This is a genomic window from Anaerostipes faecis (genome assembly GCF_910574135.1).
GTDB lineage: Bacteria > Bacillota > Clostridia > Lachnospirales > Lachnospiraceae > Anaerostipes > Anaerostipes hominis.
Genome location: NZ_CAJSYK010000003.1, coordinates 122,084 through 135,714, shown reverse-complemented (window position 1 = coordinate 135,714; position 13,631 = coordinate 122,084). Strand labels below are relative to the sequence as shown.

The 13,631-nt window shown below is 46.8% G+C and carries 13 protein-coding genes and 1 pseudogene; 10 read left to right on the top strand and 4 right to left on the bottom strand.

All coding sequences use genetic code 11. From position 1 onward, the window contains the following. The first annotated feature begins 55 nt into the window (after nt 1–55). The gene (locus QGT46_RS03980) at nt 56–598 is read left to right on the top strand and encodes an NADH peroxidase (protein WP_006568456.1); all 543 of its coding nucleotides are present in this window, start codon (nt 56–58) and stop codon (nt 596–598) included. A 66-nt stretch (nt 599–664) separates the two neighbouring features. On the opposite strand, the gene QGT46_RS03975 is transcribed toward QGT46_RS03980, so the two are convergent. From QGT46_RS03975 to QGT46_RS03960, 4 genes are read right to left on the bottom strand one after another with little or no spacing between them, the layout of a single operon-like run. Then, complete coding sequence (locus tag QGT46_RS03975; protein WP_024729300.1) at nt 665–1,552, bottom strand: DUF4340 domain-containing protein; 888 nt, start codon at nt 1,550–1,552, stop codon at nt 665–667. A gap of 10 nt (nt 1,553–1,562) precedes the next feature. Continuing rightward, nucleotides 1,563–2,975 carry a GldG family protein gene (locus QGT46_RS03970; protein WP_024729301.1) on the bottom strand — a complete coding sequence of 471 codons (1,413 nt, stop codon included), beginning with the start codon at nt 2,973–2,975 and terminating at the stop codon, nt 1,563–1,565. A gap of 11 nt (nt 2,976–2,986) precedes the next feature. Next, complete coding sequence (locus QGT46_RS03965; RefSeq protein ID WP_024729302.1) at nt 2,987–3,853, bottom strand: ABC transporter permease; 867 nt, start codon at nt 3,851–3,853, stop codon at nt 2,987–2,989. Next, nucleotides 3,837–4,814, bottom strand: a complete 978-nt coding sequence (locus tag QGT46_RS03960) for an ABC transporter ATP-binding protein (protein ID WP_301589670.1) — start codon at nt 4,812–4,814, stop codon at nt 3,837–3,839. Before QGT46_RS03960 ends, QGT46_RS03965 begins: the two co-directional genes overlap by 17 nt. Before the next feature lie 192 nt (nt 4,815–5,006). On the opposite strand from QGT46_RS03960, the gene QGT46_RS03955 reads away from it, so the two are divergent. From QGT46_RS03955 to QGT46_RS17205, 9 genes and pseudogenes are all read left to right on the top strand, one after another. Further along, nucleotides 5,007–6,266 carry a zinc-binding dehydrogenase gene (locus QGT46_RS03955; RefSeq protein ID WP_148459103.1) on the top strand — a complete coding sequence of 420 codons (1,260 nt, stop codon included), beginning with the start codon at nt 5,007–5,009 and terminating at the stop codon, nt 6,264–6,266. Nucleotides 6,267–6,420: 154 nt separating this feature from the next. Further along, nucleotides 6,421–6,654 carry an acyl carrier protein gene (gene acpP, locus QGT46_RS03950; protein ID WP_006568462.1) on the top strand — a complete coding sequence of 78 codons (234 nt, stop codon included), beginning with the start codon at nt 6,421–6,423 and terminating at the stop codon, nt 6,652–6,654. A gap of 101 nt (nt 6,655–6,755) precedes the next feature. Next, nucleotides 6,756–7,682, top strand: coding sequence for an ACP S-malonyltransferase (fabD, locus tag QGT46_RS03945; RefSeq protein ID WP_148459104.1), 927 nt, complete (start codon nt 6,756–6,758; stop codon nt 7,680–7,682). After that, nucleotides 7,676–8,416, top strand: a complete 741-nt coding sequence (fabG, locus tag QGT46_RS03940) for a 3-oxoacyl-[acyl-carrier-protein] reductase (RefSeq protein WP_148459105.1) — start codon at nt 7,676–7,678, stop codon at nt 8,414–8,416. Before fabD ends, fabG begins: the two co-directional genes overlap by 7 nt. 11 nt (nt 8,417–8,427) lie before the next feature. Further along, nucleotides 8,428–9,672, top strand: coding sequence for a beta-ketoacyl-ACP synthase II (fabF, locus tag QGT46_RS03935; RefSeq protein ID WP_024729307.1), 1,245 nt, complete (start codon nt 8,428–8,430; stop codon nt 9,670–9,672). 12 nt (nt 9,673–9,684) lie between these two features. Then, nucleotides 9,685–10,131 carry an acetyl-CoA carboxylase biotin carboxyl carrier protein gene (gene accB, locus QGT46_RS03930; RefSeq protein ID WP_024729308.1) on the top strand — a complete coding sequence of 149 codons (447 nt, stop codon included), beginning with the start codon at nt 9,685–9,687 and terminating at the stop codon, nt 10,129–10,131. A gap of 14 nt (nt 10,132–10,145) precedes the next feature. After that, nucleotides 10,146–10,568: a 3-hydroxyacyl-ACP dehydratase FabZ gene (gene fabZ / locus QGT46_RS03925; protein WP_024729309.1), complete on the top strand. Its 423-nt coding sequence runs from the start codon at nt 10,146–10,148 to the stop codon at nt 10,566–10,568. A gap of 13 nt (nt 10,569–10,581) precedes the next feature. Further along, the gene (locus QGT46_RS03920; protein WP_148459106.1) at nt 10,582–11,964 is read left to right on the top strand and encodes an acetyl-CoA carboxylase biotin carboxylase subunit; all 1,383 of its coding nucleotides are present in this window, start codon (nt 10,582–10,584) and stop codon (nt 11,962–11,964) included. Beyond that, nucleotides 11,958–13,623: pseudogene (locus tag QGT46_RS17205) on the top strand (acetyl-CoA carboxylase carboxyltransferase subunit alpha). The gene QGT46_RS03920 and the pseudogene QGT46_RS17205 overlap by 7 nt, the downstream one beginning before the upstream one ends. Nucleotides 13,624–13,631: the final 8 nt, after the last annotated feature.

Sequence of the window (13,631 nt, the reverse complement as noted above, 5' to 3'; positions counted from 1 at the left end):
TTCTTGAACATAGCAAGAACAGTAAAACAAATAAATCAAAAGGAGATGTATAAGTATGAAGAAATGGGTTTGTACAGTATGCGGTTACGTTCACGAGGGAGATACTCCACCAGAAAAATGTCCGACATGCGGAGTTCCGGCAGAAAAGTTTAAAGAGCAGACAGGCGAAAGAGAATGGGCTGCTGAGCATGTAGTCGGAGTGGCACAGGGAGCCAGCGAAGACATCATGGCGGACTTAAGAGCAAACTTTGAAGGAGAATGTTCTGAAGTAGGTATGTACCTTGCGATGAGCCGTGTGGCACACAGAGAAGGATATCCGGAGATCGGATTATACTGGGAAAAAGCTGCACTGGAAGAAGCAGAACATGCAGCAAAATTTGCTGAACTGCTCGGAGAAGTATTGACTGACAGCACAAAGAAAAACCTTGAGATGAGAGTTGATGCAGAGAATGGAGCAACAGCAGGTAAGTTTGATCTTGCAAAGAGAGCGAAGGCAGCAAACTTAGACGCAATCCATGATACTGTACATGAGATGGCAAGGGATGAAGCCCGCCACGGAAAAGCTTTTGAAGGATTATTAAAAAGATATTTCGGATAGAAAACATAGAGAAAAGAGACTGCGGCCGCAGTCTCTTTTCTTCTTGCTTCTCAGTAAAGTGTAAATCTAAGGATTCAGGATATTTTTTACAATATCTGTATCGCTTAAATAGACCATTTTGGAATCTTTCAGCTTCACATAGTAATTTTCTCCACTCTTGTCTTTGGAACCGATATAAAGGGTGAGAGATTTTGTTTTCTTTGTTTCCGTATCCTTGTAAGTAATATCTACTGTGATACGGGATTTACTGTTCAGGCCGTATTTTGCAAGGTCTTTATTTTCTGCAGAGTAGTTCTGACAGTCACCGAATGTGAAAACTCCAAGTCCTCCGGCAATGCTGTCCATATCATTTTTGGATTTAGATGTGTAGGTTTTTACCCTGCTGCCGCTGGTTACAACAACTTTTTTTAGATTCCCGCTGCTCAGTGTGGGAAAGGTATCCGTCTGCATCATATCATTCAGAGAGTAAGATAAACCAGAGAGAAGATCTGCGGATACGGTATAAACAGTTGATTTGTCATCCAGCGTCAGATAATAGTTGTCTCCGGAGGCACTGCCGATATAATAAGTCGTCTGTGTTCCCTTTTTATCTTTCACCCTGATCGTATAGGCGGGGTGTTCCAGCCCATAGTCTTCAAGACTGTCACCGTTTTTTAATTTCCGGACGGCCTCTATCTTTTGAAACTGAGATGCCATGGAGGTGAGATAACTCTGTTCCAGAGGAAATTCGCTGTCCTTTTCATAAAACCATGTACCGTTTCTTTTCACAAAAGACAGGTTCTGTCCGTTGTTATAAGAAATAGAGGTGAGGTCCGACATATTTTTAATGATCAGTTTATCGGAAGAACGTTTTTGTTCAGACTGTTTTTTCTGATACATGCGGATTCCGGCGTACAGGGCCAGAAGGCCCGCAAATACCAGGGTCAGAATGATCAGTGTTTTTTTCTGTCTCATAGAAACCTCCTTACCTTCTTCTTCTGCGGAACCATATGATAAAGCCGCCGGCAATGACCACAGAAGGAATCACGAAGATGATCAGGATACTGAAGATACCCGGATGTGCAATGGTGTTATAAGTTACCTGAAGGCTCTTCGGTGAGATGGAGATATTATCTGCACTGTCCAGATTTGCGGTGACAGAATTCATGAACAGAGTAAGGTTCTCTAAGGTTGAGAAAGACTCTGTTACCTGTGCGTCGATGAGCATATTGCTTCCGTAAACGGTCAGACGGCTGTCTTTCTTTTTTTTCTTTCCTCCGCTGTCTTTTACAGTGACCGATTCTGTGGCCGCTGCTCCCAATATATAGGTTCCCTGCGTCTGTTTTTTCTCTGTCACGGCACAGCCGTTCTCGGAAGTGGTCATAAAAGATTCCACGTTGATTGTGTCCCGGACAGGATCTGTCTGCGTCATGCCTTTCGAGTTGACCACCAGCACAGAATTTGAGGAAATACCGGAAGCCATATCGCCGCTCACAGATAAGTTTGGTATGAGGTAATAATAATTACCCTGATAGCAGCGCTCTGCATCCGCAATATATCCATTGGCGACTTTCATGCCGTAGTCCTCAAAAATGCCATAGAGCCGTGTCATGCTCTTGTTTGTATAGGCCAGGAGGGACATGACGTTTCCTCCTTTTTTCAGATAAGCGGTCAGAACTTTGGCTTCATCTTTTGTGAGATCACTGGTGGGGCCGTTGAGTATAAGAAGGTCACAGTCATCCGGTATGGATGAGGCAGTCAGGAGATTCAGCTCTGACACAGAGATTCTGGATTTTTCCATCAGGCCTGTGACAGAAGATGACAGGGCGGTTTCACCGTGTCCGGCCGTGTAATAAGCCTTGTATTCTTTTGTATTTGTCACATAATCTACTGCACTGGTCAGCTGCCCGTCTCCGTCAAACTTTGTGGCGGAAGAAGATGTATTATAATAGGAAGATTCAGTTACTAAAATATCGTCGAAGGAGATCGAAGTCTGCCGGTCTGTTGCTTTACAGGATACGACGATACTGTTTTTTTCCGTGTCATACTTTGTCAGTGCAGAAGGATGCAGTACGGGGTCGATCCATTCTACTCTGAGGCGGCCGGAGAGAGAGGCATACTTGGTGATAAAGGTCTTGATGCGGTCATCAGTGCTTCCTTTTTCCGCGATTACATAAAGGTTGACGTCATTCTTCAAACTTTTAAGCAGCTTTTGGCTTTTTGACGAGATCTCATATATATTGGTGTCACTGATATCAATCTGCCGGATCTTTTGAGGCAGCTGGGCCACAAGAAGATTAAACAGGATTACGATTCCTATGACAACGGCAGTAACAGCTATGCTGTATGAGCCTCTCCTGGAATCCTTTGTCTGAAATAGTTGTTTTATTTTATCCACTTACAGTCCTCCTAACTCCATCGTCTTTTCTGAAATGTCTGTATCGTCAAGAAAATAAAAAGAATGATGACGGAGAGATAATATAAAAGCCCTCCGATATCAAAAATATAGTTCTGGGCAAAATTATAGAAAACGCCGGTCAGGACGAAATGTTCCAGAATATCATGAATGAAATTTTCAAATACAGACGATTTAATGAAATATACTGCAATACTTATGACTGCTCCGGCAATTTCTACGGTTCCGGCGATAATCTGATTTTTTGTTATATGAAAGATCAGGCCTGCGGCCAGTGACAGGATCAGGATGGTGATGATGACACCGCTGGGTGCGCTGGTCGGAATATAGCTTAAGAGATTATCAAGCATATACAAAAAGAATAAAACCCCGAAGGTGCTGATCGCCGCAATGACCGGACTCTCTGTCAGGGAAGACAGTAACATTCCGATGCCGATAAAAACACAGCCCAGCAGATAAAATGCCAGGATTGAAGAATAGTCCACCAGAAGATGGGCATTTCCGTGAAACTTGATAATCAGAGGAAACAGGCAGTAGATCAGGCAGGGCATGGCGAATACCGTGATCATCGCAAAGTATTTGCCTAAAATGATCTTTGTCAGAGACACAGGCGAGGTCAGAAGCAGCTGGTCTGTCTTGTTTTTTCTCTCCTCCGCGAAGCATTTCATGGACAGAACCGGGACCGTGATCAGAACGGCAAAGATTACACCGGACAGAGAATAAGAAAAATAGGGATATCCGCTCATCAGGTTATATACCATAAAATATACACCCCCGATGACAGTGAGGAATGCCGCAAAGGCACAGCCAATCATAGAGGTAAAATAGGAGCGGAGTTCCCGCTTATAAATTGCTTTCATTTTCTTCGTCTCCTTCCTGTTCCTGAATGTCTGTATCGGTCAATTCCAGGAAAATGTCCTCAAGAGTCGTCCTGGAAATATAAATCCTGGTGACCGGGATTTCTTCTCTTGCAAAAGCGAGGGAAATCTCCCGGCAGATCTTCTGGCTGTCGCCGGAGAATTCCACAGAGATGTCGCAGGAATCTCCCGTGTCTCCTTTCCAGTAGATCGCGCGTATGCCAGAGAGAGAATCCAGGACAGACTGTATCCGTGCCGGGTCCGACATGATGGTAAGCTCCACAGTATCCTTTCCGCGGGACATTTCTTCCAGCTGTTTTGGTGTACCCTCGGCTGCCAGGCGCCCTTTTGAAATAATAAGAACATAATCGCAGATCTCCTGGACCTCCGCCAGGATATGAGAGCTGAGGATGATAGTATGGTCTTTGGAGAGCGTGCGGATGAGCTGCCGGATTTCGATGATCTGTTTTGGGTCCAGGCCAACGGTCGGCTCATCCAGAATAATGATATCGGGGAAACCAAGGACTGCGGCCGCGAGACCGGTCCTCTGGCGGTATCCTTTGGAAAGATTGCGGATCAGGCGGCTGGAAACATCGGTAAGCCTGACGAGACTTAGGATTTTATCCACCTGTGCTGCACTGTCTTTTCTGGGAATCTCTTTTAATTCAGATACGAAACTTAAATATTCCCGGACGGTCATATCCGGATAGAGGGGCGGAATTTCCGGCAGATATCCCACGGATCTTTTCGCTTTCTCCGGCTCTTTTAAAATATCGAACCCGTTTATCAGAACTTCTCCGCTGTCTGCACCGATATATCCGGTCATGATGTTCATCGTGGTAGACTTTCCGGCACCGTTAGGTCCGAGGAAACCATAGACCCGGCCTTTCTCGATCGTAAATGACAGGTCATCCAAAGCTGGATGGCTGTCATAGCTCTTTGTAAGGTGTTTTACTTCAATCAATTTACTGCCTCCTTTTATGTTGTCTCTTAACAGAATAAAAGAGAAAGCTAAACAAAATGTGATGAAAGTTTGATTCTTTTGTGTTCTCCTTCTTATCCTCAGTTACAAGTCTTTTTTTTTATTTCCATTTCTGTTATAATCTTAGAAAATAATTTCCATTTGACCTGCATTGTGTGAAAAGGGGCGGTGACTATGAAGGTAAAAGGCGTCAGACTTTATGGGGTAAAGGACATCAGGATGGAAGAATTTGAACTTCCCGGGATCAAAGAGGACGAGATCCTGCTCAAGATCCTCTGCAATGGAATTGCTATGTCTACTTTAAAAGAGATCACGCTTGCACAGAGGCATCTGAGGGTTCCGAAGAACATACGAAGATATCCGATATTGATCGGACATGAATTCGCCGGTGTCATTGAACAGGTGGGTGAGAAGTGGAAGGATCAGTACCGTCCGGGGGACAAGTATGTAGTTGTTCCTGAGATACCGGGACAAATCGAGTCTCCTGGTTATTCCTATGAGTATTTTGGAGGAGCTGCCACCTACTGCATTGTCCCGGGAGAAGTGATTGAAAAGGGATGTCTGCTTACTTTTGAGGGGGAAAGCTACTATGAGGCAACGGTGGCACAGGCACTGTACAGTATCGTAGGAAGCTTTCACTCCAATTATCACAGCAAACCTGGTTCCCATGACCATATCTCCGGCATTAAAGAAGGCGGCAATACAGTGATCCTCGGGGGATGCGGACCCATGGGGCTGATGGCCATCCGCTATGTCCTGGCTATGGAGAGGAAACCGAAGAGGCTTGTGGTGACGGATATAAACGAAGAACGGATTGCCAAGGCCAGAAGGCTGATACCGGTGCAGGAGGCCCAGAGGACCGGAGTGGAGCTTTACTATATAAATCCGTCCATGATGGTAGACCCTGCTTCCGCGCTGCTGGCGCTGACCAATGAAAAGGGGTATGATGATGTTTTCGTCTATGCCCCGCCGAAAAATGTAGCGGAGACAGGAAACAGGATCATGGCCATGGACGGCTGCATGAATATTTACGCGGCTACTGCGGACAAGAAGTACAGGGCGGGCATGAACATCTACGGCAGCCATTATCTCAAGACAAAGCTTATCGGTTCATCCGGGGGCCTGAGAAGCGATATGGAGGAAGCCCTTGAACTGCTCCGTGACAAAAAGGTTGATCCGGCTATGAATATTACCCATATCGGCGGTCTTAATGCGGTTGTGGATACTACACTGTATTTAAAGAAAATGCCGGGAGAGAAAAAGATCGTGTACACGCACATCTCTATGCCGCTGACGGCGATTGAGGATTTTCGGAAGCTGGGAAAAGAAGACCCTTTATTTAAACGGCTGGCAGATGCATGTGATGAGGCCGGGGGATTCTGGAACAAGAAAGCGGAGGATATTCTGCTGGGTCGGCATTCGGCAGAAGAATAGAGATACAGATTTTTTTACCGTTATTTCCTAATAACTTCCTTGCATATTTGTATGTGAGTTAGTATAATATAGGAGTGAATTTACTTGACAAGTTCGGGTATAAGTAGGTATACTTTGATAATCAAACTATTATGAGGTATGAAGGAGATTAATTATGTTAGAGAAAATGAAGGAAATCATTGCAGAACAGTTAAGCGTTGATGAAAGCGAAATTGCGTTAGAGACATCTTTCAAAGATGACTTAGGAGCTGACTCCCTGGACTTATTTGAATTAGTTATGGCATTAGAAGAAGAGTACGATGTAGAGATTCCGTCTGACGATCTGACAGAGCTTAATACTGTCGAAGATGTAATCAACTACTTAAAGAATAAAGGCGTAGAAGATTAAGATTGACAAAATATTGACTTATAACTGATGATTTGAGGTTATAAGTCAATTTTTTAGAAACAGATATTTTGAAACTCAAAGTAATTGACGAGGTGATAACGATGGGTAAAATTGTTTTTATGTTTCCGGGACAGGGAGCACAGTATGTCGGTATGGGACAAGAGTTCTATGACTCTTTTGAACACAGCAGAGAAGTATTTGAAAAAGCAAATGAAGTGTTGGATATTGATGTGAAGGCATTGTGCTTCGAGGAAAATGAAGACATCAACATTACGGAGTATACACAGGCGGCCATGGTGACAGCCAGTGTGGCCGTCTTAAGAGAGATCGAAGCCATGGGCATAAAAGCGGATATGACAGCTGGTTTAAGTCTCGGGGAATATTGTGCCCTTGTTGCAGGCAATGTCATGAGCTTTGAGGATGCAGTCAAAGTAGTCCGCCAGAGAGGAATTCTCATGCAGGACACAGTGCCTGCCGGAGAGGGAGCCATGGCGGCTGTTCTTGGCATGAAGAAAGAAGAGATCGAGGCCGTGCTTCCCGGAGTGAGCGGAGTTGTCTCCATCGCCAATTACAACTGTCCCGGACAGATTGTGATATCAGGTGAGGCCAAAGCCGTCGAGGCAGCGGCAGATGTACTGAAAGAGGCGGGGGCCAAAAGAGTCCTTCCGCTGAAAGTGAGCGGGCCGTTTCATTCTCCTATGTTAAAGACTGCCGGGGAAAAACTGCTTGAGGTCTTAAAAGACGTGGAAGTTCATGATCCGGAGATTCCATATGTGTCAAATACGACTGCAGAATTTGTCACTTCCAAAGATCAGGTGAAAGACCTGCTGGGAAAACAGGTTTATTCTTCTGTCCGTTGGGAACAATCTATACATAAAATGATAGAAGCGGGAGCAGATACTTTTATCGAGATCGGTCCGGGAAGAACTCTGTCCGGATTTATGAGAAAGATCGACCGGAAGATGAAAGTGATCAATATAGAGAAAAAAGAAGATTTGAAAAAGCTTGAGGAGGTCTTATCATGTTAGAAGGAAAAGTAGCTGTTGTCACAGGCGCAAGCCGTGGGATCGGCCGTGAAGTGGCACTGACCCTTGCAGGCTATGGGGCGAAAGTCATCGTCAATTATTGCGGGTCCAAAGAAAAAGCCGAAGAAGTGGTCGCTTCGATCAAAGAAAACGGTGGAGAAGCCAAAGTATATCAGGGAGATGTCTCCGATTTTAATACAGCCAAGGAAATGATGGCTTCCGTGAAAAAGGAATTCGGTTCCATCGACATTTTGGTCAACAATGCAGGAATCACAAAAGATAACCTGGCTATGAAGATGAGCGAGGAAGAGTTCGATCAGGTGATCAATGTCAATCTGAAGGGAACATTTAACTGCATGAAGCATGTGGCAAGGATTATGCTGAAACAGAAGTCCGGCCATATCATCAACATGTCTTCCGTTTCTGGAGTGATCGGAAATGCCGGGCAGATGAATTACTGTGCCTCCAAGGCAGGAGTCATCGGTATGACCAAATCACTGGCAAGAGAGCTTGGTTCCAGGGGAATCACGGTCAATGCGGTGGCACCGGGGTACATAGATACGGAGATGACGGAAGTGCTTCCGGAGGACGTGAAAAAGGGAATTATCGATACGATCCCGTTAAAAAAAGTAGGGACTACGAAGGATATCGCAGAGACAGTAGCATTTTTAGCATCTGACAAGGCGTCCTATATTACTGGGCAGACGATCAGTGTAGACGGCGGAATGGGAATGTAAAGGAGAGCAGTATGAAGAATTTAAAGAGAGTCGTAGTTACCGGAATGGGCGCGATTACTCCGATCGGAAACAGCGTGGAAGAGTTCTGGGACGGAATTAAACAACAAAAGACTGGATTTGCTCCAATCAGTCATTTTGATGCCAGTGAATATAAAACCCATCTGGCAGCAGAAGTAAAGGATTTTAAAGCGAAAGATTATATAGACCCGCGTTCTGCAAGGAGGATGGAACTGTTCTCCCAGTACGCCGTAGCTGCGGCCAAAGAGGCGATTGAGGATTCCGGACTGGACCTGGAAAAAGAAGATACAGCGAGGATTGGTGTATCCGTCGGGTCCGGCACAGGAAGTCTGCAGATTGTAGAAAAAAACACCGAAGTCATCCGTACAAAGGGTCCCAACAGGGTCAAGCCTCTGGTAGTTCCGATGATGATCTCCAATATGGCTGCGGGAAATGTGTCACTTGCGTTTGGATTAAGGGGTAAGAGCATCAATGTAGTCACTGCGTGTGCTACAGGCACACAGTCTATTGGAGAAGCATTCCGCTCTATCCAGTGCGGTGAGGCAGATGTGATGGTGGCAGGAGGAACGGAAGCCTGCATCACGCCGGTAGCTGTGGCAGGATTTGCCTCTCTGACAGCATTGAGCAGTTCAGAAGATCCAAAACGTGCATCGATTCCATTCGATAAAGAGAGAGACGGATTTATTATTGGAGAGGGAGCAGGCGTGGTAGTGCTGGAGACATTGGAGCACGCCAAAGCCAGGGGAGCCAATATCCTTGCGGAAGTTGTGGGATATGGGGCGACCAGCGATGCTTTCCATATCACTTCACCGGCAGAAGATGGAGAGGGAGCAGCGCGTGCGATGCAGTTTGCCATTGACGAGGCGGAGATCCGTCCCGATGAGGTGGATTATATCAACGCCCACGGAACAAGCACACCGGCCAACGACAAGTTTGAGACAAAGGCAATCAAAACTACCTTCGGCGATCACGCCAGAGACTTGAAGATCAGCTCTACAAAATCGATGATCGGTCACGGACTCGGGGCGGCCGGAGCCATTGAGTTTATCACCTGTGTAAAGACTGTTTTGGAAGATTACATTCATCCCACTGTGGGACTTAAGGTGCCGGATGAAGAATGTGACCTGGATTATACATTAGAGCCGGTCACAGACCGCACAGTCAATTATGCTCTGAGCAATTCACTTGGGTTCGGAGGGCATAATGCAACGCTTCTGATCAAAAAGTTTGCGGAATAGGGAGGATAGGCTATGAAATTAGAGGAAATGAAAGAACTGATCCAGGCATTATCAGAGTCAGATGTCGATAAGTTTGAATATAAAGATGATGATTTCTCAGTGAAGCTGTCAAAGAAGAAGGAAAGAGTCTTCGCATCACCGGAATTCGCAGCGCCGCCTGTGCCCGCGGCTGCACCTGCGTCGCAAAGCACGCTGGAAGCTCTGCCGGAAGACGAAGAGGCGGAAGGCAATGCCGTGACTGCTCCTTTGGTGGGTACCTTTTACGCTGCTCCGTCGGAAGGAGCAGAACCGTTCGTGCAGGTAGGCGATACGGTGACAAAGGGACAGATCATTGGAATTGTTGAAGCTATGAAGCTGATGAACGAAGTGGAGAGTGAATTTGAAGGAACCGTAGTGAGCATCCCGGTTAATAACGGGGATATCGTGGAATACGGGGAAACTCTGGTCATTATCCGGTAGGAAAGGGGAAACATATGCTGAATATTAAAGAAATTATGAATATTATCCCGCACAGGAGCCCGTTTCTTCTGGTTGACCGGATTGAGGAAATGGAAGTCGGAAAAAGGGCAGTGGGCAAAAAATGCGTGACATACAACGAACCGTTCTTTGCGGGACATTTTCCGCAGGAACCGGTGATGCCGGGTGTGCTGATCATCGAGGCGCTGGCTCAGGTGGGAGCCGTGTGCTGCCTTTCTGCGGAAGAGAACAAAGGAAAGATCGGATTTTTAGGCGGAGTCAATAAGGCAAAATTCCGCGGCAAAGTCGTACCTGGAGACGTGCTGAATCTGGAAGTAGAGATGATCAGGGTGAAAGGACCGGTAGGCGTCGGCAAGGGAACCGCAACGGTGGACGGAAAGGTCGTCGCGTCCGGCGAAATCACATTCATGATCGGCTAGGAGGAAGCGTTGTATGTTTAAGAAAATTTTAATTGCAAACAGAGGAGAGATCGCGGTGCGCATCATCCGGGCCTGCCGTGAGATGGACATCCTTTCTGTAGCAGTTTGCTCCGAGGCAGATAAAGAAGCTCTGCACGCACAGCTGGCGGATGAGACCGTCTGTATCGGGCCCGCGCCTGCAAAGGACAGCTATCTGGATATGGAGAGGATCATCGGAGCTGCTATGGCAGTAGGGGCGGATGCCATTCATCCGGGATTCGGATTTTTATCGGAGAACAGTAAGTTTGTCCGCATGTGTGAAAAGTGCAACATATCCTTTATCGGGCCTTCCGCAGAAATCATTGACAAAATGGGGGATAAATCTTCTGCCAGAAAGACTATGATGGAGGCTGGTGTTCCGGTTGTGCCGGGGACCAAAGAGGCGGTTTACGAAGCCTTGGAGGGCAGGAAGATTGCCGACGAGATGGGATATCCCGTCATGATCAAGGCATCCGCAGGCGGCGGAGGCAAGGGCATGAGGATCTGCGAAGACTCCGCAGAGTTTGAACATATATTTGAAACGGCAAAGCGGGAAGCAGAAAATGCTTTCGGCGACGGCACCATGTATATTGAAAAATATATCCGTGATCCGAGACATATCGAATTTCAGATTCTGGCTGATAAATACGGAAATGCGGTTCATCTGGGTGAGAGGGACTGTTCCATCCAGAGACGTCATCAGAAGCTGATCGAGGAGTCACCGTCACCGGCCATTAACAAAGAGCTCAGAGAGAAGATGGGAGCCATTGCAGTCAAAGCGGCAAAAGTGGTCGGATATTACAGCGCAGGCACCATTGAATTCCTGAAGGACCAGGACGGGAATTTCTATTTCATTGAGATGAACACCAGAATTCAGGTAGAACATCCGGTCACGGAATGGGTCACCGGCATCGACTTAATCCGGGAACAGATTCGTATTGCGGCGGGAAGACATCTGACTTATCAGCAGAAGGATATCCATATCTCCGGACACGCCATCGAGGTAAGGGTAAATGCAGAGGATACGGAACATGATTTCAGGCCGAGTCCGGGAACTGTTACAAATGTACATTTTCCGGGAGGCAAGGGTGTGCGCATTGACTCTGCCCTGTTTACCGGATATCAGATCCCTCCATTCTATGATTCGATGGTTGCAAAACTGATCGTCTATGACAAAAACCGTGAACTGGCTTTGAGGAAGCTCAGAAATGCTCTGGGAGAGCTGGTACTGGAAGGCATCAAGACGAACATCGATTACCAGTATGACATCATCAATCATCAGGATTTTATTGACGGAAATGTGGATACCGCATTTATTGAAAGGTTCCAGAAGGAACGGGAAGAAGAGACAGAAAGCCAGGGTGAAGCATCATGTTAAAAGAAATGTTTAAGAAAAGAACATTGACACCTCAGGAGAAAAAGCAGGCGGAACGGGTGAAAAAGGCCAAAGATACCCTGCTTGAATATCAGGCGCCGGAAGGACTGTTCCAAAAATGCAGTGACTGCGGAAAGCCGGTCTATAATGAAGATATCATTGAAAATTATTATATCTGCCCCCACTGCGGAAATTATTTCAGAATACGGCCGAGAACAAGGATTGCCATGGTTCTGGACCGCAATACCTTTGAGGAGTGGGACACCGGACTTGTCACGTCCGATCCGCTGGAGTTTCCGGGCTATTTGAAAAAGCTGGAGCACCAGAAATCTGTGACGAATCTGGAAGAAGCGGTGATCACGGGAAAAGGAAAGATCGGCGGCAGTGAAGTGGCCATTGCAGTCATGAGTGCTGATTTCATGATGGGCAGCATGGGCCAGGTCGTCGGTGAAAAGATCACGAGGGCTATCGAGAGAGCCACCGAGCAGAGAATACCAATCATTATTTTTACATGTTCGGGAGGGGCCAGGATGCAGGAAGGTATCATTTCCCTGATGCAGATGGAGAAGACGTCGGCGGCTTTGAGAAGACACGACCAGGCAGGGCTTTTGTACATCAGTGTACTGACAGATCCGACGACCGGAGGAGTGACTGCAAGTTTTGCAATGCTCGGAGATGTGATACTGGCTGAACCGGGAGCGCTGGTCGGATTTGCAGGACCCCGCGTCATCGAGCAGACCATTGGGCAGAAGCTTCCGGATGGTTTCCAGAGATCCGAATTCCTGCTGGAGCACGGATTTGTAGATAAGATCGTTGAGCGGAAGAACCTGCGGAAAGTGCTTGCCACCATTATAAGGAGTTGTTGTTATGAGTCATAATAATTTAACACCATGGGAGAGAGTCGAGATCTCAAGGTCAGCGGAGCGGCCGACCAGTCTGGACTACATTACAACGATCTTTGACCGTTATATGTCCCTGCACGGAGACCGCCTGTTCGGCGATGACGGAGCGATCGTCGGGGGGCTGGCATCCATAGACGGCATTCCGGTCACAGTGGTTGGACAGCAGAAAGGCCGTTCTACAAAGGAAAATATAAAAAGGAACTTCGGAATGCCTTCCCCGGAAGGTTACAGGAAGACGATGCGTCTCATGCGTCAGGCAGAGAAATTCCATCGTCCGGTCATCTGTTTTGTGGATACGCCGGGAGCCTTCTGCGGCATCGAAGCTGAGGAGGGCGGCATCGGTGAGGCGATCGCGAGAAATCTTTATGAGATGTCTTCCCTGAAAGTTCCGATACTTTCGATTATGATCGGAGAAGGCGGCAGCGGCGGAGCTATCGCCATGGCTGTCGGCAATGAGGTGTGGAGCATGGAAAATTCCACTTACTCAGTCCTATCCCCGGAAGGGTTTGCAAGTATCCTGTGGAAAGACGGAAGCAGGGCATCCGAGGCTGCAAAAGTAATGAAGATCACAGCGGCAGATTTAAAGGAACTCGGAGTGATCGAGAGGGTCATCAGAGAACCCGAACCTGCAAGTATTGATAATATTATCGAATTGTCAGAGGAGATCAGAGAGATGATCGTTGATTTCCTGAAACGATATAAGAAGAAAATGCCGGAAGAGATTGTAGAAGAGAGATACCAGCGCTTTAGAAAAATGTAACTGAAAGA

Bases quoted from the DNA above. Each gene is read 5' to 3' on its own strand.
- fabZ (WP_024729309.1), top strand. From the start codon at position 10,146: ATGCTGAATATTAAAGAAATTATGAATATTATCCCGCACAGGAGCCCG.
- QGT46_RS03965 (WP_024729302.1), bottom strand. From the start codon at position 3,853: ATGAAAGCAATTTATAAGCGGGAACTCCGCTCCTATTTTACCTCTATG.
- QGT46_RS03920 (WP_148459106.1), top strand. From the start codon at position 10,582: ATGTTTAAGAAAATTTTAATTGCAAACAGAGGAGAGATCGCGGTGCGC.
- fabD (WP_148459104.1), top strand. From the start codon at position 6,756: ATGGGTAAAATTGTTTTTATGTTTCCGGGACAGGGAGCACAGTATGTC.
- acpP (WP_006568462.1), top strand. From the start codon at position 6,421: ATGTTAGAGAAAATGAAGGAAATCATTGCAGAACAGTTAAGCGTTGAT.
- QGT46_RS03955 (WP_148459103.1), top strand. From the start codon at position 5,007: ATGAAGGTAAAAGGCGTCAGACTTTATGGGGTAAAGGACATCAGGATG.
- fabF (WP_024729307.1), top strand. From the start codon at position 8,428: ATGAAGAATTTAAAGAGAGTCGTAGTTACCGGAATGGGCGCGATTACT.
- QGT46_RS03975 (WP_024729300.1), bottom strand. From the start codon at position 1,552: ATGAGACAGAAAAAAACACTGATCATTCTGACCCTGGTATTTGCGGGC.
- accB (WP_024729308.1), top strand. From the start codon at position 9,685: ATGAAATTAGAGGAAATGAAAGAACTGATCCAGGCATTATCAGAGTCA.
- QGT46_RS03980 (WP_006568456.1), top strand. From the start codon at position 56: ATGAAGAAATGGGTTTGTACAGTATGCGGTTACGTTCACGAGGGAGAT.
- fabG (WP_148459105.1), top strand. From the start codon at position 7,676: ATGTTAGAAGGAAAAGTAGCTGTTGTCACAGGCGCAAGCCGTGGGATC.